The 20,221-nt window shown below is 58.8% G+C and carries 14 protein-coding genes; 4 read left to right on the top strand and 10 right to left on the bottom strand.

The window, feature by feature from the left end; translation table 11 throughout:
- The first annotated feature begins 10 nt into the window (after positions 1 to 10).
- Positions 11 to 1,237: a PDZ domain-containing protein gene (locus M9Q49_RS19995; protein WP_254510597.1), complete on the top strand. Its 1,227-nt coding sequence runs from the start codon at positions 11 to 13 to the stop codon at positions 1,235 to 1,237.
- Here M9Q49_RS19995 and M9Q49_RS19990 read toward each other — a convergent pair whose 3' ends face one another.
- The 6 genes from M9Q49_RS19990 to M9Q49_RS19965 all read right to left on the bottom strand — a co-directional run bounded on the left by M9Q49_RS19990 (position 1,238) and on the right by M9Q49_RS19965 (position 12,065).
- Positions 1,238 to 2,728: a flavin monoamine oxidase family protein gene (locus M9Q49_RS19990; RefSeq protein ID WP_254510596.1), complete on the bottom strand. Its 1,491-nt coding sequence runs from the start codon at positions 2,726 to 2,728 to the stop codon at positions 1,238 to 1,240.
- 128 nt (positions 2,729 to 2,856) lie between these two features.
- Positions 2,857 to 3,987 (bottom strand): hypothetical protein, encoded by a 1,131-nt coding sequence (locus M9Q49_RS19985; RefSeq protein WP_254510595.1) that lies wholly within the window; start codon positions 3,985 to 3,987, stop codon positions 2,857 to 2,859.
- Positions 3,988 to 4,177: 190 nt separating this feature from the next.
- The gene (gene pruA, locus M9Q49_RS19980) at positions 4,178 to 7,231 is read right to left on the bottom strand and encodes an L-glutamate gamma-semialdehyde dehydrogenase (protein ID WP_254510594.1); all 3,054 of its coding nucleotides are present in this window, start codon (positions 7,229 to 7,231) and stop codon (positions 4,178 to 4,180) included.
- Between the two features lie 24 nt (positions 7,232 to 7,255).
- Entirely contained in the window at positions 7,256 to 8,359 is a 1,104-nt protein-coding gene (locus tag M9Q49_RS19975) for a glycosyltransferase (protein WP_315861185.1), read from the bottom strand.
- Between the two features lie 117 nt (positions 8,360 to 8,476).
- On the bottom strand, positions 8,477 to 10,606 hold the full coding sequence (locus M9Q49_RS19970) for a trypsin-like peptidase domain-containing protein (protein ID WP_254510593.1): 2,130 nt from the start codon (positions 10,604 to 10,606) through the stop codon (positions 8,477 to 8,479).
- A 223-nt stretch (positions 10,607 to 10,829) separates the two neighbouring features.
- On the bottom strand, positions 10,830 to 12,065 hold the full coding sequence (locus M9Q49_RS19965) for a sialidase family protein (protein ID WP_254510592.1): 1,236 nt from the start codon (positions 12,063 to 12,065) through the stop codon (positions 10,830 to 10,832).
- Between the two features lie 286 nt (positions 12,066 to 12,351).
- Between M9Q49_RS19965 and M9Q49_RS35795 the strand changes: the two genes are divergently transcribed.
- The 3 genes from M9Q49_RS35795 to M9Q49_RS19950 all read left to right on the top strand — a co-directional run bounded on the left by M9Q49_RS35795 (position 12,352) and on the right by M9Q49_RS19950 (position 15,815).
- On the top strand, positions 12,352 to 13,785 hold the full coding sequence (locus M9Q49_RS35795) for a lipopolysaccharide biosynthesis protein (RefSeq protein WP_254510591.1): 1,434 nt from the start codon (positions 12,352 to 12,354) through the stop codon (positions 13,783 to 13,785).
- Positions 13,782 to 14,669, top strand: a complete 888-nt coding sequence (locus M9Q49_RS19955) for a glycosyltransferase (protein ID WP_254510590.1) — start codon at positions 13,782 to 13,784, stop codon at positions 14,667 to 14,669. The genes M9Q49_RS35795 and M9Q49_RS19955 overlap by 4 nt, the downstream gene beginning before the upstream one ends.
- A gap of 78 nt (positions 14,670 to 14,747) precedes the next feature.
- A complete protein-coding gene (locus tag M9Q49_RS19950) occupies positions 14,748 to 15,815 on the top strand; it encodes a formylglycine-generating enzyme family protein (RefSeq protein ID WP_254510589.1) in 1,068 nt (355 codons plus the stop codon).
- 4 nt (positions 15,816 to 15,819) lie between these two features.
- Here the strand turns inward: M9Q49_RS19950 and M9Q49_RS19945 are convergent, their stop codons facing one another.
- The 4 genes from M9Q49_RS19945 to pheS form a co-directional block, all read right to left on the bottom strand.
- Positions 15,820 to 16,266 (bottom strand): hypothetical protein, encoded by a 447-nt coding sequence (locus tag M9Q49_RS19945; RefSeq protein ID WP_254510588.1) that lies wholly within the window; start codon positions 16,264 to 16,266, stop codon positions 15,820 to 15,822.
- 51 nt (positions 16,267 to 16,317) lie between these two features.
- Positions 16,318 to 16,761 (bottom strand): hypothetical protein, encoded by a 444-nt coding sequence (locus M9Q49_RS19940; protein ID WP_254510587.1) that lies wholly within the window; start codon positions 16,759 to 16,761, stop codon positions 16,318 to 16,320.
- A gap of 146 nt (positions 16,762 to 16,907) precedes the next feature.
- The gene (gene pheT / locus M9Q49_RS19935; protein WP_254510586.1) at positions 16,908 to 18,926 is read right to left on the bottom strand and encodes a phenylalanine--tRNA ligase subunit beta; all 2,019 of its coding nucleotides are present in this window, start codon (positions 18,924 to 18,926) and stop codon (positions 16,908 to 16,910) included.
- A gap of 123 nt (positions 18,927 to 19,049) precedes the next feature.
- Positions 19,050 to 20,102, bottom strand: coding sequence for a phenylalanine--tRNA ligase subunit alpha (gene pheS / locus M9Q49_RS19930; protein ID WP_254510585.1), 1,053 nt, complete (start codon positions 20,100 to 20,102; stop codon positions 19,050 to 19,052).
- Between the last annotated feature and the right edge of the window lie 119 nt (positions 20,103 to 20,221).

Genomic DNA, 20,221 nt, shown 5'->3' with positions numbered 1-20,221 from the left:
GGAGGATCGCATGCTCAAAAATCATCCCCCCACGACGCTCGCAGTGCGCCTGGGCCTGTGGCTGGCAGTTTTGCTGCTGGTGCTTGGCTCGGTGGCAAGTGCGCAGGAAGCCAAAGCGCCGGCTGGGCCGCCGCCGACTGCCGAGCAACTGGCTCGCTGGGGCCGTGAACTCGACCACGACGAATTTCTGGTGCGCGAGGAAGCGACTCAGCAACTCGTCCGCGCTGGCTTGCCTGCCGTGGAAGTCTGCCGCCGAGTTCTGCAGCAGCCCACTCCCGAGTCGGGTTCGCGGGCCATGCACGTGTTGCATCAGCTAGCACTCTCGAATGATCTCACACTGCTCGACGCTTCCCGTGGCGCACTCGAGGAAATGACTCGCGGAAAAAGCACTCCCCTGAAGTCGCGGGCCGAAGAAGTGCTTGCCCAGCTCAACTCTCAGCGTCAAGCCATCACGCTCGGCGAGCTCGAAGGGCTCGGGGCTCGTATCCGCCGCACCAATTACGTCACCGGCTTCGCCACCGAGGAAGTGATTCAATCACTCGAGATCGGCAGCGATTGGCGCGGCAACGATGACGATTTCCGCCGCTTGAAATGGCTGACCGACATTCGACAGATCGCCCTCGTCGGCGATCGCGCCACCGATGGCGCGCTGAAGTACGTCGGCGACATGAAGGGCCTGAAATCGGTGCAAGCCTATCGAGCCAATATCACCGACGCCGGTGTCAAGAACTTGGCCAACTGCTCTCAACTCGAAGAAGTCGGTTTGTACTACATCCAAGCCATCACCAACGAGTCGTTGCAATCGCTGAAGGGAGTGAAAGCGCTCACTGCCGTTCGCGTTTACGGCACTCGTGCTACTCCCGAAGTCGCTGCCGAACTTCAAGCCGGTCTCGGCGCCGGCAAGGTCGACTTTCGGCACGGCGCGTTCCTGGGCGTTGGTTGCATTACGGTCGACACCAGTTGCACGATCAGCCGGGTGAACAAAGACAGTCCGGCCGATCGCGCTGGCATTCAACAAGAAGACATCGTGCTGAGTTTCAACGAGCAGGCCGTTCCTGATTTCGAAACGCTGACCAGCATCATCTCGAAACTCAAGGCCCGTGACACCGCCGAATTGGTTGTGCAGCGCACCGCACTCGATGCCAACAATCAGCCCGTGCAACGCAAGGTGACTCTCAAAGTCCCGCTTGGCGAGTGGCCGGTTGAGCAGTTTATTATCGGCGCGAATCGGGAATAGCTATTCCTTCACCACGCCATCCCGCTTCGCCAAGCTCAGCGCTAGCGACGCGCCGCTATTGAGCGCGCCTTCCATGTAGCCCACAAACTTGTAGCACGTGTGCTCGCCGGCAAAGTGCAAACGGCCGAGCCCTTTGTAATAGGTCGGACCGATCGAGGTGACTTGCCCTGGCGCAGGGAATGAATATCCACCCTTGGTCCATTCTTCCTTGGGCCAAGTCATGAAACGAGTTTTCACGAGGTTGTCGCCGTACGCGGGATAGACCTTCGACAGCTCCGCTTTGTACGCGGTATCGGCAGCAGCGCCTTCGCGCGTCAGGCAATGTTTGGCTTGGCTACCGCCCGAGAAGCCGACGAGCAGAGCGGTCGTGGGGTCGTCAGGCTGACTATCCGTTCCTTCCCAAGTTTGGCTGACGTCGCCGTCGGTCAAGCTGTATTGCGAATTCTTCGTGTCGAGCCAAAATCGCTTCTTGACCGCGGAAAGATATTTGCAGGCCACGCCCATCTGCGTGCGGATGTTCGCCGGCAGATCGGGCGAGAACTTGATTCGCTCCCACACGCTCGGCGGCGTCGCGAGAACGACGTCATCGGCTTCGATTGTTCGTCCATCGGCACAGGTTACTACAACGCCGTTGGCATCGAACCTGACTTCAGTCACCGGCAACCGCAGACGGATTCGCTCAGCGCCGATCCGCTCCGCCAGTTGCAGGGCCAGTTGCTGATTGCCACCGACGCAGCGATAGACCTCGGTATCGTCCCAATAGGCCTGACCGCCGCCACCTTTGATGGTGGTGAGCATGGCCAGCAGGCTGGCGTGCGCATTGTCTACGGCGTTGTCGGATGCGAGCTGAATACCGATTGCAGCCCGAGACAGCTCACCAACGTCTTTTAGCCCGCTGAGCCAATCGGCCAGCGATTGCTTGTCGAGCGCCGCCGCATCGGGGCTCGTCCAAGGCTGATCGGCATCGATCTTATCGGCTTGCTCGTTGAGCGATGAAAACGAAGCGTCAAGCTCTTCATAGATTTTCTTGACCTCGTCTTCGCTCCGCAACTTGCCTTGCAGGTGCACAGGGTACAGCAGCGCTGCGTCATCGGTGACGTCGATAAACTTCAAGCCAAAACTTTCGGCGTACCGCACCCACGTTGGATGATTCGAGCCGATCAGTTCGCCGCCTCCCTCGCACCATTTCTTCTCGGCCATATCGGTGAAGGTGTGGACGCGGCCGCCGAGGCGATTGCGGGCTTCGATGACCGTCACCTTGTAACCAGCCGTGGCCAGTTCGTATGCGCAGGCCAAGCCAGAAAATCCAGCACCGATCACGATCACTCGTTTGGCGCCTTGAGCTTGCGCCCGCGACTCACCTGCGAATTGATCGCTGAGTAATAAACCAGCGGTGGTCGCCAATGTGGCTTGCAAAAAGCGGCGGCGGTCTTCAGTGGAGACCGGTCCCAGAAACTTGCGGCGAAGACGAGAATAGAGAGAGTTGGACATATTTGCAGGCTTTCAGAGGTGAGCAAGGACGCTTGGATGAAGTGGCGAGAAACTGCAAAAGAGCTTCTCACCCTAGACCCTCTCCCCGCAGAAGCGAGGAGAGGAAGTGATTGGACAATTTGTCTTCACTACTCATCGTTGATCGGACCAATGCCAACCAGCCAGAGCTTAAAGAAGTTGACGATTTGCGTCTTCGTCAGCTTGTTGGCATTCAGGGCGTACGTCACTTTGCTCGATGCCGGGGTTTCCCCGCCCGAGATGAACTTGTCCTCGTAGGCGATTTTGCCCGTCATGCACGGCAGCGAGTCGTCGACGGCGAAGAACGCATCTTCGTCGCTCAACTTGTCAAACGCGGCGGCTTCGGTCGTCTGCGGCGCTTGCTTGGCTTCATTCCAGCGGAGGTTGAATTGGTATTCACCCTTGCCATTGGTCTTGCGGTTGTCGTCTTCGACCCACTTCACGCTGCCGGTGACGATGTCTTCGACATCCTTGCCGTTGAAGTTGTAACGAAAGCGAATACCGTCGGTCAGCCAGTTGCCCGTTTCATAATCGAAGTCGAGCCGCCCGTTGACCGTGGTCCGCGGGTAGTTCCCCGCCGGTCCCTTGGCCAACTCCAAGTCGACGAATTTCATCGGATCGACCTTAGCAACCTTGATTTCGACTGTCTTGTTGCCGACGAGCCGCTTGTAGGTGTACGAAGCCAGGTTGTCTTCTTTCTTCGACTTGCCAATCAGTTTGCCGCCGAACTTATCGGTGAACGAAGGCTGCTTGTTGACTGCGTCGATGGCGATGCGCAGCGGACTATCGAGTATTGCGCCGCCGGTGATTTCATACGCGCCGGTCGTGGCATTGATCGGCACCGTGCCGACCCATTTGCCGACGTTGCGCTTCTCGTCGAGATTTGTCGGATTGCGCACAGCCAGGCCGATGTCGAACGACAGCTCGGCCTTCTGCTTCTGGCTGCGAATGATCTTTGTAAACAAGTCGGGCTGCCGCGTGATCTTGCCGCTGAACTCGGTAGTCTTCGCCACCGACAGTTTGAAGGCGTAAGTGTCCTTCGCGCCGAGCGCCGACGAGCCCTCGGTGTACGTGCCAGTCGAGTCGAGCTCGGTGCGGGTCTTGAAGTCGATTTCCATCGTCCCCGCGATCACTCCCTGCTCGGTCAGCGTTTGTTCCTGCCCGCGCAGTTGTCCCGCAGTAAAGCAAACCAGGGCCAGTGTGCAACCAACCGCCAGCCGCAACCATGAGACCAACTTCATCGTGTGTTTCTCCCAGCAACAGAATTGCCAATCAAGCGTCGAATTAACGCCCCGCTGCGCGCTGTATGAAGTGACAGCGCCGGCGGGGAGTCAGCTGCGCGCGAATGCAGATTGAGCAGTGATTCGCTGCAAAGTGGGCGATATTCCGTTCAGGCACGGAAATCTGGAGAAATCATCCGCTAGCGAGCGTTTATTCGCCCTGCTCCGGCGGCGGAGCAAAGCCGCGTCGCACGGTGTGCTCGGTGATCGTTCGCGGTAAGACGAATTGCAGTAGATAGTCGGCGCCGCCCGCTTTGCTGCCGATGCCCGACATCTTGAAACCTCCGAAGGGTTGCCGGCCGACGAGCGCGCCGGTGATCGAGCGATTGAGATACAAATTGCCGACGACGAATTCACGACGAACACGGTCGAGCGTTTCCGGACTCCGCGAAAAACAGCCGCCGGTTAACGCATAGTCGGTGCCGTTGGCGATCTGCAGGGCTTCGGTCATATCGGCTGCTTTGATGACTGCCAGGACTGGGCCAAAGATTTCCTCTTGAGCGATCCGCGCGTTCGGCGGCACATCGGCAAAAATGTGCGGGCCGACGAAGGCCCCTTGCTGGGCGAGCGTGGCGACATCGCGACCGAGCACCAAACGCGATTCGTGAATGCCGATTTCAATGTAGCGTCGAATGCGCGTCGCCGATTCTTCATCGATCACCGGGCCGATGACCGTGGCAGGATCGTCGGGCAAACCGATCTTCAAACTCTCGGCCGCGGCCACCAGCCGATGCAAGAATGTGTCGTAAACGTCAGCGAGCACAATGACTCGGCTACAGGCCGAACACTTCTGACCTTGATAGCCGAACGCACTCTTCACGACGCCGCTGACGGCTTCGTCGAGATCGGCATCGGCATCGACGATGATGGCATTCTTGCCGCCCAGCTCGGCGATGACCTTTTTGACCTGCACCATTCCTTTTTGCGAAACCTCGGCAGCACGGGCGTTGATCGCCAAACCCACTTTGCGCGAACCGGTGAAGGCGATGATCGCCACGTCGGGATGCTCGACGAGCGCCGCGCCGACGACTTCGCCGCGGCCCGGCAGATAATTCAGCACGCCAGCGGGAAGATCGACTTCCTCGAAGACTTCCATCAGCAGTGCGCCGATCACCGACGAGGTTTCCGCGGGCTTCATGATGACGGTGTTGCCCGTCACCATGGCCGCGACTGTCATGCCCGTGAGAATCGCCAGCGGGAAGTTCCAAGGAGCGATCACCGCAGTCACGCCGCGAGGCAGATATTCGAATCGATTCTCTTCACCGGGGACATCGACGCCGGCAAGGCCCTGCAGTCGAACGGCTTGTTCAGCGTAGTATTCGCAGAAGTCGATCGCTTCATCGACATCGCCGGTGGCTTCTCGCCAGGTCTTGCCGCATTCAAAAACTTCCCAAGCCGAGAGTTCGAACAGGCGCTCGCGCATCACTTCGGCGGCGCGGCGCAGATAGTTCGCTCGCTCTTCGACCGGCAATCGCGACCAGACCGGCAGGGCCGTCTTCGCCGCAGCCACCGCCTGCTCTGCATGCGATTTGTTCGCCGCGGCGATCTGGCCGACGACGGTTGTTCCCTGGGCGGGATTGAGCGATTCAAAATACTCTCCCGAGTCGACCGGCTCACCACCGATGACAAGTGGATAAGTCAGGCCAAGCTGCTCACGGACATTCGCGATGGCAGACTGCATCGCGTCTCGGTTTTCCTCGCGGGCGAAGTCGACTGGAGGTTGATTGCGGAACGCGAGCGGAGCCATATCTGCATCCTCGGTTAGCACGCGATAGGTTGATTTTGTCGACGTAGGCGATTCGCCGGTCGCATTGTCGAGCGGATTTTTTAGCAGCTGAGCCGCCGGCACGTGATCGAAAGAACCTGCCCGCAGGAACGAATCGTTCGACGTGTTTTCCAGCAGGCGGCGCACGAGATACGCCATGCCGGGAATCAAATCGCCGAACGGCATGTAAACGCGAACCCGCATACCGAGATCGACCAAAGCCTGCTTTTCGGCATCGGCCATACCATAGAGCATTTGCAGTTCGACTCCGTCCGACGGAATGCCGAGCACGCGGGCCGCGGCAATACCATGCGCCAGCGAACGAACATTGTGCGAAGCGAGCGCCGGTCGCAGATGAAGCCGATTGCGTAGTACGAACCGCGTGCACTCCTCATAGCAAACATCCGACTGCCATTTCCGCTGAAAAACCGGAATGGGCCAGCCGTTGGCTTGGGCGCGGATCGTTTCAAAATCCCAATAGGCTCCCTTCACCAAGCGAACCCAAACAGGCGCGCCCCGTTGAGCAGCCCAATCGCGCAACGTGATGAGATCGGCTGGCGTGTCGCGCAAGTAACATTGCAGCACGATGCCGACGTCGGTCCATGTATTGAACTCCGGCTCGCTGAGAATCGTCCGGAAAATATGCAGCGTGAGAGACTTCTTCTCGTACGACTCCATGTCGACGTTGATAAACGCGTGAAGTCGCCGCGCCGTGCGGAATAACTCGCGCAGGCGAGGACCGACACGCTTCAGTGTGCCAGCCGGGTCGATGGCATCGAACTGGCTATCGAGCGCGCTGAGTTTGATCGAAAGATTCAACCGCGGAATCGGCCCGCGATCGTCCTCATCTACCAGCAGATCGGTCGGCCACGTCGCAATCTGCGGCGCGAGGTTTTCGAGCAGTTCGAGATAATGGCGGAAGTGTTCTTCCGCCTCGCGCTCGGTCAGAACTGCTTCACCGAGAATGTCGAGCGTGAAAGCCCGCCGCAGATCGCGCTCGTGACGAGCGGCTCGCACGACCTCTTCCTGAGTCTCGCCCGCGATGAACCGCCGGGCCATGTCGCGGGCACTCAGTCGCGCTGCTCGTGCGACCGCCGCTTGCGTGAACGGCAGTCGCTGCGTGAGATTCAGCGCTACGCGGGCCGGCGCCGGCAAATGCTCTTTCACACCGGCTAGATATTCATGCAGATGGTCAGTCACCGCTTCCGGCGATTGCAGCATCGGCAGCACATCGACGAAGCGAAAGAGCTGCACCTTCAGCCCTTCATCGCGCATCGTCCACGACAGCAGCTTTTCATCCCACCACCGCCGCTGCCAGATGTGCGGTTGGCCTAGCTTTAGGCTGCTGAAGAGCTGCATTCCCAACTGCTGCGTTTGATGCTCGACCTGAGCAATTTGATCAGGCGAGAAATCTTCAGCCGGTGGGAAGTGCCTGGTCATGGGTACTCGTGCTGCCGAACAATGTCATCCAGCTAATTGTTCGTAAAGAGCAGCGTGGCGGTCAACCATCTTTTCCACCGAAAACTCGCTCAAGACGCGCGCTTTGCCCGCTGCGCCGAGTTTCTTCGCTAAATCCGGTTCGCTGAGCAATAGTTGCGCCCGTTGAGCGAATGTGCCGCGGTCGCCAACATCGACCAGAAAGCCTGTTTCCTCCGGCACAATCAGGTCGCGATTGCCGGGAATGTCGCTGGCCACCACCGGCAGGCCCGCGCTCATCGCTTCAAGCACGGCATTCGATTGGCCTTCATAGCCGCTGGCGAGCCAGAGCAAATCGAGGTGCGGCAGGATCTGCGGCACGTCATTGCGTTCGCCGAGGAAGTGGACTTTCTCAGGCACATTGGCCTGCCGCGCGTAGCGTTCGAGTCGCCAACGCTGCGGACCGTCGCCGATTACCAGCAGGTGAGCATCCTCGCGAATGCATTTCAAAAGATCTGTTGCCCAGATCAAATCCTTCACGCGCTTCTGCGGCCAGAGTCGGCCAATCGCACCAATCAAGCGCGCATCCGCGGGGATCTTCAACTCCGTGAGCAGTTGTTCGCGCGAGATCGTGTCTGTGGGGGTGAACGGACGAATGCCGTTTGGAATCACTGCGAATTTTTCGACAGGCAAGCCGTGCTGTGCGTAAAAGTCCTGCACACCGCTACTGTTGGTGATGATCCGGTCGGTCTTCTTGGCCAGAACGCGATCGATCGATAGTTGCAGCGTTCCTTTCCAAGGATCAACGCAGCGCTCACTGGCCAGGATGTGCTTGACGTTCGTCGAGATCGCCGCTTGTCGGCCGTAGGCATTCGCGGCAAACAGCCAGGTCTGCACGATATCGGGCTGCAACCGCTTGATCTCTTTCCGCAGTCGCCAGTAGGCAAAGGGATCGATCTTCCACTGCTTGTTGATGAACGACAGCGGCACATCGGCGGCCCGCAGGTTTTCTTCCAGGGGGCCGCTATGCGTCAGCACGCACACATGCACATCAAACTTATCGCGCGGCAAGCCCGCCGCCAGCAAGGCGAGTTGCTTCTCGGCGCCACCGCGCACGAGGGTAGGAATGATCTGCAAAATGCGAATGGTCACGCGCTAATCCGTTAGGCGAAGATGGCGACGAGTTTGAAGAAACCACTCCCTTCACCATACCAAATCTGGCCCCCGGCGCGGGATGCCAATCGAGCCTAGTCCGCGTGGAGATCCCCGTTAGTACCTGGAAAACGCAGGGTCGATCCCCTGGTAACAGGCGGTGCAGCGAACTTTTCCGGCGCCGTCGCAGGTGCTGCAGGGAACCCGCACGGGAACCTGCTTCGTCAATCGGCTGCCATCGAGTAACGGCACCGATTCGGTGCGATACGTTAATGTTCGTCCCTGTTTGCAATCACGCACCGGGCAGGGAAACATGCCGCTACCGTGACAGGCCATGCACCATGGATCCTCGAACCCGTCCCAGGTTTTGCGGCGGCGCGTCGCTTCGTACTTATCGGTGAACTCGACCGTGTTGGTGTCCTTGAGGATTAGCACCTGAACTGTGGACGCGGCAACGTGTTCGACGGCTTCTTCCCAGGTCCGCTCTTTCGCTACGGCATCATGCCAGTTGTCGCGTATGCCGCGCAGGTTGTCTTGCAAAAATGCGACAGCTTGGTCAGAACCGACGCCGGCGGGATAACCGCCGCCGACCGAATAAGGGAGCAGGATCGCTGTATTCACCGCCACCACGCGACCGTGAATGTCGCAGGCAGGCCCGCCACTATTGCCACCATTCATGACCGCATCGTAGAGCAAGTAGTTACGGAAATTAGCCAGCGCTCCTTCCATTCCCGAATGGGGCGGCAAGCCGGAAACCAAACCGCGCGTCACTTTGAGCGTATTGCCGAGCTCGAACGAGCGGGGAAAACCAAGGAGTCGCAACTCCGCGCCCAGGCGGGGGAGTTCGGTGGCAAAACTCAGCGGCGGCGCTTGCAGTTCGTTGCAACGCAGAATGGCCAGGTCCAAGTCGGGCCGTTTCGAAACAACGTGCACGGTGGCCGGCATTCGCTTTTGTGGATTCTCCTGTTCGACGAGATAGAGACCATCGGCTTCGTCGGCCACGTGTGCATTGGTCATGACATAACCGGGCGCGATCACGAAACCTGTCCCAGAGCCTGCGACGCGCAGCTTGCGATAAGGATCTTGGTAACGCGTCACTGACGACGTTGGTGAAGTTGAAGAGTTTGGCGAGGTTGGTGGAAATTGTTCGAGTGTGGCGGCCGGTTTCACTTCGCGCACATCATTCATGTACAGCCAGCCGGTTTTGGGATCAAACTCATAGCCGCCGTTCACTCGGCGGGCTTTGGTGTAGAGCGTTTCCCATCGCTTCGTTTCGGCTGTATCTAGATTCACCGACAAGAGCGGTCCCATTTTGGCTCGCATTTCAGCTCGCGACAAAAGACCGACCCGGCCGAGGTTCTGCACAATTTCGGGGACGGTGGGCGTCAGGTCCAACGCTTGTGCCCAGTGACCGAGGGCCTGCGAATACTGGCGCTGACGGATCTCCGTGATCGCCAGGTTGTTGAGCGAAGCACAGAGGTTGGCCGTTTCTGCAACGGTCAATTCTTCGCGCTTGTTAAGCCGGCGAGTCACGCATGCCTCGAAGCGATCGGCTGCTTTATTGGTATCGCGATCGATAATGGCGGCGAGCAGTCCCAGGCGAAAGTCGGCGCGAATGCTTTCGGGCTGAGCTCGACTCGCATCGCGAAACCGTTTCTCGGCGGCTTCCACCGAACCGATCTGATAGAGCTGTGTCGCCTCGTGAAACAGCTTGAGCTCTTCCGCTTCCAGCTTTTCGATTTCGGCCTTCGTGAGCCATTTGGTGCCGAGTCGCAGTAATGATTGATCGGCGGCTCGCTGCCAGCTTTCGTGTCCCGCTTTGGCGCGTTCCTTTTCTTCGTCAGGAATTTTCGCATCGGCCATGAACACGCTGTAGAGTGCCAGCGCTTTCTTGGCATCGCGCTGGCGCTTTGCCGCTACTTCCAGTTTGGCTGCCGTCGGAAATGCCGATTGCGGCCCGCCTGCTACGGGTTCTGCAAATTTGCGAATGTACTCGTTGTCGGCTGCGCACAGCTTGGCGAGCGGGATCTCAATGGTTTTGGAATTGTCGACGCGCTTCAAGTGCGCAACGCCGTTGACCACTTTCAACAGCTGCGCTTCGACCTTGAACGTGCTGGAGGCATCGGTCCAGACGCGCGTTGCAAAGACATCGCCAGTAAAATTCAGCGAGCCCTGTTGAGCCGATGCAGCTGCTGCGAAAAACAAGACGAGGCAAAACACGAACGACAGGCAGGAAGGTCGCCGCATGGAAAACCCTTTGCGGTTTTTGTGGTCAAGGAAATCTGGCGGGCCACGCAAGCGGAGGTCATTTAGCTCCGGCAGGACGGCTATTAAAATAACCTACATGAGCGGCGTTTCCAGCCGATTTCACCAAGAATTCGCACTTCGGCCATTAATGCGCAATGCCACAAATTTTCCTTGACAGGAATTTGCAAAAGTTGCCGCGATTTAGAGTTGCCGTGACAAACTGCTACTTATCTTTCCCGTCCGTCATCCACGCCACGCTGACCCGCGCAACCGTGAGAAATGCAGTCCGCTTTTTGGTGGCTTCATCGATTTTGGTTCGCTCATAAAAACACAGCAACGAGCCATCGGCCGAAACGGCGAGATCGCTGTAGGCGCTGCTGCCGGCTTCGAGCGTTTTGCTGATCGGCCAGGTTTCTCCCTCGTCATAGCTCAGCTTGAGCGACAGGTTCTTGCGGTCACGCCCTTGGCCCGGTTTGGCATTGGCTCGTTCGAGGTTGTGGGGATTCGAAAAGACGATACCGGTTTTGCTACCTTCCTTGGCATTCGGCCAGCGAATGATGTTGGCCATGCAAATTGGTTCGAGCAGTTGCTCGTTGAATTTCGGCGTGCTCCACTTGGTGCTGCCGTCGGGGCTGATCGAAACAGCGCGGCGATGTTCGGGCGATTCGCTCCTCATGTTGATCATCACGCGACCATCGGCCAACTCAATCAAAATCGACTCGTTGGGATTCACCAGCGGCTTGGTTTCGTTGGCAACAATATCGCCCAGTTGCCAGGTTTTGCCGTCGTCGTCGCTGTAGACGGTTGAGACCACCGAGGGCCGATGCGCATGGCCGCCGTTGCCGGTCGACAGCCAGATCGCGGCGAGCAGTCGGCCGTTCTGCAAACGGATTCCGTGGCCCGGCCCAACGGCCAGGCTTTGCCAATCGTACGAGGGGCGGAGTTTTTCGACGACGGCCGTGAGGTCGATCGGCTTGCTGAAACTCAGGCCATCGTCTTCGCTCCGCATGTAGAAAAGGCGGTTGTATTCGACGCAGTAAAGAAAGTGGACAACGCCCGGCCGAGGATCGGCGATGGCGATCGGATTATTGACCGTAATCTCCCCTTCCTTGCCGAGCTTTTGCGCGACGGCGGCGGGATTGCGTTCAAACTTCCCTTCGAGTTCGATGATCTTTTTCATCGGCGACCAAGTCACGCCGCCGTCGGTGCTGCGGCGGAGCATCACATCGATCTGTCCCCAGTCGGTGCTCGCGTTGCGACGAGCTTCACAGTAGGCCAGCACCACTCCGTTCTTGGTTACCACGATGCCAGGAATGCGATACGTGCCATAGCCATCCTTGCCGGCTTCGAAGAGGTCGACCTTGGTAGGTTCGAGCGAAGGCCCTTCCGCCTGGCTTGAACAGGGGAGGAAACCGCAAAGCAGAGCGAGGCAGGTGACGTAGAAAAGTATGTGTCGCATTGTTCGCCTCAATGTTGCGGAGATTCCTACCGTGACGTTTAACTCGATTGTATCGCGGTTTTCCGCTGATTCTCTCAGCGGATCGGCCTGCTGGTTTGCGCAGAGGCCGTTTGCGGGCAAATTGTAACTGCCTAATTTGCCGCTCGCGACTATATTGGATGGTCTGTCTGCCACGCGGCTGCAATGGCACCTCACCCCAATTCTCCCGCCAGGCTTGTCGTCAACGTTCATGGTTTCGCTTGCCTCCAATCCGAAAGCCGACACTGCTTCTAGCAGCGAAAAACCTGTGTCTGGCAACGATGAAATTGTGATGCCGCCGGTCGAGGCAGAGGTGAAACCCGCCCAAGCCGGCGCGCTATCGCAATCGGCGATGTGGGTCGTGATCGCACGTGGTTGGAACGTCGCCGCTTCGGCAGCGCTCAGCTTTTTGTTGCCGCGCTGGTTCGGCGCCAACGTCGGAGCCTGCGGCGAAGTACTCCTCGTTCTTTCGCTGGTTGGCATTGCCGCGATGATCGGCTCGTTCGGATTGCCCGAAACGATGATCCGCCACGTCGCCGCTAACCTGGCTCAAGGCAATCACTCGGCCATTCGCTTACTGGTCCGGCGCTGCGGATTGCTTCTGTTAATGACCTCGATGACGACCGCAGCACTCACTGCGGCCTACTTTTGGCTCGATGGATTTGAGCGATTTCATTTACCCGGCAGCATCTTGCTCGCCGTTGTTGTCGGTTCGGCGATTGTGGCACTCGCCTGGCAAATGGTCGGCGCAGCCGTTCTGCGCGGCATGCATGAAGTGAAATGGGCCAATCTCCTCTCCGGTGGACAATCAGGCGGACCGATCGCGGTGTCGCTGTTTCTCGCCGTACTGGCGACGATGTTCTTACTGTCCCTGGGCGTGACGAGCACTCGGGCCGCGCAGGTCTTGTCGGCGGCGATCACGTTCACCGCGGTTATCACGCTGTGGCAGATGAGTCGCGCTTTGCCTGCCACCGGATCGAGTGCGCTCGATGGCCAGGTTCCCTCGGTGAGCGAACTTGCTTTCGATGCCCTGCCGATCGCGCTCTCGCAGATCGCAGCATTCTGCACGCTCTCGGCTGATCTGTGGCTCGTCAGCCGGTTCTTTGGGACCGACGATGTCGCGTTCTACGGCAGCGCGAAACGTCTTGTGCTGTTGCTCGGCATTCCCGAACAACTCGCGATGCTCACGATCATCGCCGTCATTCCCAGTTTGTACGCCCGCGGCCAAATCGCGGAACTGCAGCGAGTCATTCGGCAAGCAACGAGCCTGGCCGCCTTGCCGGCGATCATCGCCGCCGTCGCACTCATTGTGCTGCCTCAGCAAGTGCTCGGACTGGCGTTTGGTCCTCAATACAAAGCCGCCGCGGGAGTGCTTGTCATCCTGACGCTCGGACAACTGACCGCAAATTGCCTTGGGCCGTGTGGCTACGTGCTGCTGATGACAGGTCGCCGCTGGACGGTGCTCTGCATCACGCTGGTCTGCGGCGTATCGGCGATCGTGGTCGGGGCGATCGGCGCTCATTTCGGCGGATTGATGGGTCTGGCGATCGCGGCAGCGATTTGCACGGCAACTCAGATCACGCTCGAATGGCTGGCCGCGCGCTATTTCGTCGGCGTGTGGTGTCATGCCTCGCCGCTGCTGATTCAAGCGGCAGTCACGCGCGCTCGGACGACTCCACCACCAAAGGAGTCACCACTGTGAAATTCTCCTTGGTAGTTCCCACCGTCGGCCGCCCTGCAGATTTGCAGCGGTTCATCGATCACTTGCAGTTGCAGGGAACGGATCAACTCGCGCTGCGCGATTTGGAACTGATCGTCGTCGATCAAAGCGACAAGCCGGAAACTGGCGAACTCCTCGCGCGACAAACGGTCGAGTTCTCGATTCTTCATTTGCCGATGCAGGGCCGCGGTGCTTCCCGCGCTCGCAACTTCGGCTGGAGTTTTGCCAGCGGCGAGTTCATTACCTTTCCGGATGACGATTGCCATTACCCGCGCGGCTTCCTCGGCGGCGTGCTCCAAAAGTTTGCCGATCCGGCGGTCGATGCGATTTCGACCAGCGTCGAACACATGAGCCGGCCCGAGACGCCTGGCGGCCAGATCACGCGCGACAACGTGCTGGAGTGCTGTCTCGAAGCGGGCCTCTTCGCGCGGCGGCGACCGCTGGGCGATCTGCGGTACGACGAGCTGATGGGCGTCGGCTGCGAGAGTCCTTGGAACAGCGACGAAGGGCCCGATCTGCTGCTGCGAATGATGGCCCGCGGACTGCGGATCGACTATTGCCCTGACCTCGTCATTCATCATCCGAATCCGTTGCAAACGCAGGACGAGCGGCTGCAGGAACGGAATTTCAAATACAGCCGAGGCCGCGGCTATTTGCTGCGGAAGCATCGGTTTCCGGTTTCGCAAATCGCGAACACACTGATCCGCAGTTTCGGCGGAAGTCTGGTGATGGCGGTAACCGCCCGGCCATTTTGGGCGCGCTATTATTGGCGATCGTTCGTCGGCAAAATGATCGGCCTGCGCGGAGGCAAGCATGCTCCAGAACAAGTCCTGACTTCGCCGCTGACTTCGCAGCCGACCGCCTGAGCCAGGGATTAGCCAGTAGCGGGTTCGCATGCTCTAATGGCGGGATTGCCAATGTTCCCTCCACAAATGTGCTCGCTCATGACACGCCAGATTCTATTCCTCAGCATTGTCGTTTTTGCCGCTCCGCTTCTTGCACAGGAAGAGAAGGCAGCGCCGCTTGAGGTTGCAAACTCTAACGCCAAAACCGAAGCGGAGATGAAGGCGTACACCGAGTTGCTCGAGCACTCCGACGGCAAGATCGACATGGTGCCGATCAAGGGTGGCAAATTCCTGATGGGAAGCCCTGCGACCGAGAAAGGTCGCAAAGCTGACGAAGGGCCGCAGCACGAAGTGCAGATCGATCCCTTTTGGATGGCCAAGTGCGAACTGACTTGGGATGCCTACGAAGTGTGGATGGCCGATCTCGATGTCTTCAAACGCGAAGTGACCGGCGTACCGGCGAATGCTCGCGACAAGGCGGCTGACAAATATCAAAAGACCCAACCAACCAAGCCCTACACCGACATGAGCTTCGGCATGGGAAAGCGGCAGTACCCGGCGATCTGCATGACGCAGCACTCGGCTCGCATCTTTTGCAAATGGCTGAGCGCCAAGACCAGCCGTTACTATCGCCTGCCGACGGAAGCCGAGTGGGAATATGCTTGCCGCGCTGGAACGACGACGGCTTACTCATTTGGCGATGATCCCGCCAAGCTCGACGACTATGCCTGGTACATGGACAACAGCGAAGAGAAGTATCAAAAGGTCGGCACGAAGAAGCCGAATCCTTGGGGCCTGCACGACATGCATGGCAACGTTGCCGAGTGGGTGCTCGATCAGCACACGACCGATTTCTACGGCAAGGTGACCGGCAAGCCAGCGGTCAATCCGCTCGCCGTGCCACTCACTGAATATAACCGCGTGGTCCGCGGCGGTTCGTGGGATGGCGATGCAGCGTCGCTCCGTTCGGCGGCGCGGAATGCTTCGAATCTCGATTGGAAGCAGCAAGATCCCCAGATTCCGCAGAGCATCTGGTATTTGACCGATGCTCTGGGCGTAGGTTTCCGCGTCGTGCGGCCGCTGGTCGAGCCAACGGCCGCCGAGGAAAAAGAAAAGTGGGACAAGTCGGAACCGCCCCAGATCGACCGGATCAAAAAGCCGGAGTGAGTGCTTAGCGCACGCGCTCGAACTTCATGCCACCGATGTTGGCGACTTCCGTCTTCAGCGGAATTGTGAAGTTGTCGTTCCCTTCGAAGACCAGGATGGCTGGCTTTTGCTGGCCGTTGGCTTCGATGGCGTTGATATTCAGCACGTCACCCTCTTGGCTGACGAACTGCCACTTACCAGCCGATTTGTAAGGGACGTTGTTTTCGACGCCCGACGAATCCATCACGCCGTCCTTGGTAAACTCGATCGCCATTTCCATCTTTTGCAGATTGGCGATCTGCGCCGGCGTGAGGGTATTGCCGATCGTCTCTTTCTCGAGCACGACCTTGCCATACCACTTGCCGGGCAAGCGTTGGGCAGGTGGCGCGGCGCTTTGGCCGCAGCCGACCGCGGCAATCATAACCGCGGCGAGAGAGAGAGTAACCGAAGTCAATTTAACGATACGAAGCATGGTGATCCTCCTTGATCGACCAGGGGTGACTCACGAGCCGTCGCGCCGCTGCTAGCTTTGGGGCGGCACTTTCACAAACGAAAACGGCTTCTTGCTGAAATCCAGCGGTATCTGGATTTCCGCATGTTCATTATCGACAGGTGTGAACCGTAACTCGCTTTCGTCTGTTTTTCCCGATTCTTTTATCATAAGAATCAGAGTTTTTCCTTCAGACTTTACGTACCGCCACGAACCTTTGCCGGCATACTTGAAGGGACCACCTTCGGCCCGCAAATTGAAATTGCCGTCGCCGGCGAACTTGGCTTCGATGGTTGGTTGCGATACCGCGAGAAACGCACCAACCAGCGGGTTGGCATTCATAAAATCGGCGGGAAGTGCCTTCGTAGTATCGAGTTTCCACGTGCCGACGACTTGCGTAGCTGGGCTGCAACCGGTGGCAAAAAGGGCCAGGCTGCTGACGAGTAACGCAGCAGAAAACGAGCGAATCGCTGTCATGGAAATGCCTTTGTAGCTTACGCTGTGCGGATGGTTACCCGAGTTGATTCCGATCCGCAGAGCGGACCCTACCAGGGCGGACTCTAGCAGCCCGACCACTCGATCACAATTGGAGTCGGGCCGCCGCTAGCATTGCTTCAGTAGCGTTATTTCAACAACACCGCCCCATGCATCTCGCCGCAAGCGGTCACGATCCGCTCAATGATCTGATCGGCCTCTTCGCCGGTCAGGGTCTTTTGCGGTGAACGCAGTTGCACGCTCAGCAGCAGACGTTTCTTTCCTGCGCCGTCCTTGTCGGGAGCGCGGTAAGTGTCGAGATAGCTGACTGCCTGCAAGCGTTCGCCGGCTGCGCCTTTGACGGAGGCCGAAATCTGCGACCAGCGGATACCTTCGTCGACGACGAGGTTAAGGTCGCGGGCGATGGCGGGGAACGTGCTGATCTTTTGATGCTGCGGCGTGAGGACCGCCAGCGGCACGAGCGCGCCGAGATCGAATTCGGCAATGAGCGCATCGCGGCGGAGTCCGAATTGCTTCAGTCCGCCGGGCGAAAGCTTGCCGAGAAAGCCCCACCGCTTGCCGCTGAGTTTCAACTCGCAGGCTTGATCGGCGAGGAGCAGTGGATGTTTGAAATCGACGGCTTCGAGGATGCACTCAGGGTTGATGCGCTGCAGCAACGTTTCCAGAATGCCCTTCACGGTCAGAAAATCTTGTCCACTGACGGCGGCCAATGTCCATTGCTCGTTCGGCAAGCTGTTGCCGAGCGGCAGATAGATGCGCGCCGTTTCGAACAATTGGCTGCTGTCGTTGCCGACCGATTCATTGAGTCGGCGGGCTTCGAGCAGGCTCGGCACGATGCTGCGGCGAAGCCGATCGGCTCCCTTCAGCATCGGCTGATTGGCGATTAGCGGTTCGGCATTCGTCCACGGGCTGAACGCGTTCGACCACGCTTCGGGAACGACGCTCGTTGTCAGCGCTTCGTCATAGCCAGCCGCCGTGAAGACATTCCGCACTTTTTGCAGCACGCGATCGGAGTCACTTTTGTGCGAAGCGGCCATCGGCACGCCGATGTCTTCGGGGATTTTGTCGTAGCCGTGAATCCGTGCGGCTTCTTCGATGAGATCGATCTCGCGAGTCAGATCCCGCCGCCAACTCGGCGCCAGCGCGGCCAATTCGGTGGCCGATGATTTCACAATCGCGCAGCCGAGCGCGGCGAGGATCCGTTCGACTTCGGTTGGCGGAATTTCGATGCCGAGGATCCGCTTGAGCTGCGACAGTCGCAGCACGACCGGCCCTGCCGTGGTGGGCCGCGGTCCGAGATCGATCACGCCGGGAGCCAGTTCGCCACCAGCCAATTGCAGGATCAATTCGCAAGCTCGCCGGCTGGCCCAATCGACGCCGCCGGGGTCCGTCCCGCGCTCAAAGCGATATGACGAATCGCTATGCAGTTTCAGCTTGCGCGAAGCGCCGCGCACTGCCAGCGGTGCGAATTGAGCCGCTTCGATCAGCACGTCGGTCGTGCTCGACGAAACTTCGGTATCGAGTCCACCCATCACACCGGCGAGCGCCACAGGTCGCTCCGCATCGGCGATCACGCACATGTCGGTTGTCAGCGTGTACGTCTTGTGATCGATGGCAGGGAACTGCTCGCTCTCCTTTGCTCGTCGGACGATGATTTGTCCGCCGGCGAGCTTTTTGAAATCGAACGCGTGCAACGGCTGACCACATTCCATCAGCACATAGTTCGTCACGTCGACGACATTGTTAATCGCCGGTTGATCGATCGTGGCCAGTCGTTCAACTAACCAAGCCGGGCTCGGCTTGACCTTCACGCCGCGCAGCAAGCGACCCGAGTAGCGCGGGCAAAGCTCCGGCGCGTCGATTTGAATGCGCACCGATTTCTCAAGCGGCTCGCCGCCGGTTTTTGGCTGCGGCTCGGTTGTTTTGAGCGATTCGCCCAGCAGTACGGCAGCTTCGCGAGCCACGCCAATGTGGCCGAGGCAGTCGGGGCGATTGCTGGTGATCTCGAGATCTATGCAAAAATCGCCGCCGGCCGCCTCCTCGGTCGACTCATGATTGAGCCCCGCCATCATCAGCTTGTGAGCCAACTCACCTGGCGTGACCTTGAGCGCGACGTATTCTTGCAACCATTTCCAGCTAACTAACATTTGCTTGATTCTCTGTAGGGTGGGTCGAAGGGTACTCCCGAGGCCCACCATTTTCTGCCGCCGACTGCATCCATTCGGTGGGCCTCGCCGAGTACAGCTCGACCCACCCTACTCTCGCTTGCTTTAGAACTGTCCCAAAAACCGCACGTCGTTCTGATAGAGATAACGAATGTCATCGATCCCATGCCGACGCATGCAGAGGCGTTCGATGCCGAGACCGAACGCGAAGCCGCAGACCTCTTCGGGATCGTAACCCACGGCCCGCAGCACGTTCGGATCGACCATGCCCGCGCCGCCGAACTCCATCCATTTGTCTCCCCAACTCATATCCACCTCCACGCTCGGTTCGGTGAACGGGAAGAACGACGGCCGGAATCGCACATGCACATCGCGGCCGAGATAGGTCGTGGCGAACATTCGCAACACGCTCTTCAGATCGGCGAGCGTGACGTCTTTGTCGATGAGCAGCCCTTCCATCTGATGGAACATCGGGAAGTGCGTCGCATCGGCTTCATCGGGGCGATAAACGCGGCCGAGCGAAATGACCCGGACCGGCGGCTTCACGGTTTCCATCGTGCGGATCTGCACCGTGCTCGTTTGGCTGCGGAGCAACAGTTGTCCGCAAGGCGACGTCGGGTTAGTCGTAGCCGTGTGAGGAGCCGTTGTTTGAGCGACTTGCAGATAAAAATTATCGAGCGGGTTACGCGCCGGATGCTCCAGCGGAATATTGAGCGCTTCGAAGTTGTGCCATTCGTCTTCGATCTCAGGCCCATCGGCAATCGAGAAGCCGAGCCGGCCCATGATGTCTTTAAGTTCGTCGATCGTTTGCGAGATCGGATGAATCCGGCCGACCCGCGGCCGAATGCCGGGGAGTGTGATGTCGAACCGCGCTGCCGTGGGATCGACGATTTCGCCCGCTTCTTGCTTTTGTTGAATCTCGGTGAAAGCCGCTTCGATGGCTTGCTTCACTTCGTTGAAGCGTTTGCCGGCGCCGGGTTTATCGGGACCGGTTACTTGGCCCAAACCTTTTTGGGCCGACTTCAGTCGGCCACTCTTCGCGCCGAGAAATTCGATTCGCGCGGCCTCGAGGGCTTCGGGCGATTTGGCCGCGGCGAAGGCCGACTGGGCGTCGGTCAGCAGCGTTTCGAGCTCGGTCAGATACTCAGCAAGAGCCATATTCGTTTCGCACATTCGTGTGGATAAAACCGCAATTCAGAGCCCGTCATCATCCCCGGCGAGCGACAAAGTGACAAGGTGAGAAGGGACTACCATCGGCTGCGAGGGTTAAGCATACT

The sequence above is a fragment of the Anatilimnocola floriformis genome (assembly GCF_024256385.1).
Taxonomy (GTDB): Bacteria; Planctomycetota; Planctomycetia; order Pirellulales; family Pirellulaceae; genus Anatilimnocola; species Anatilimnocola floriformis.
Note: the sequence above shows the minus strand (reverse complement) of the source record. Positions and strands in the feature narration are given on the sequence as shown.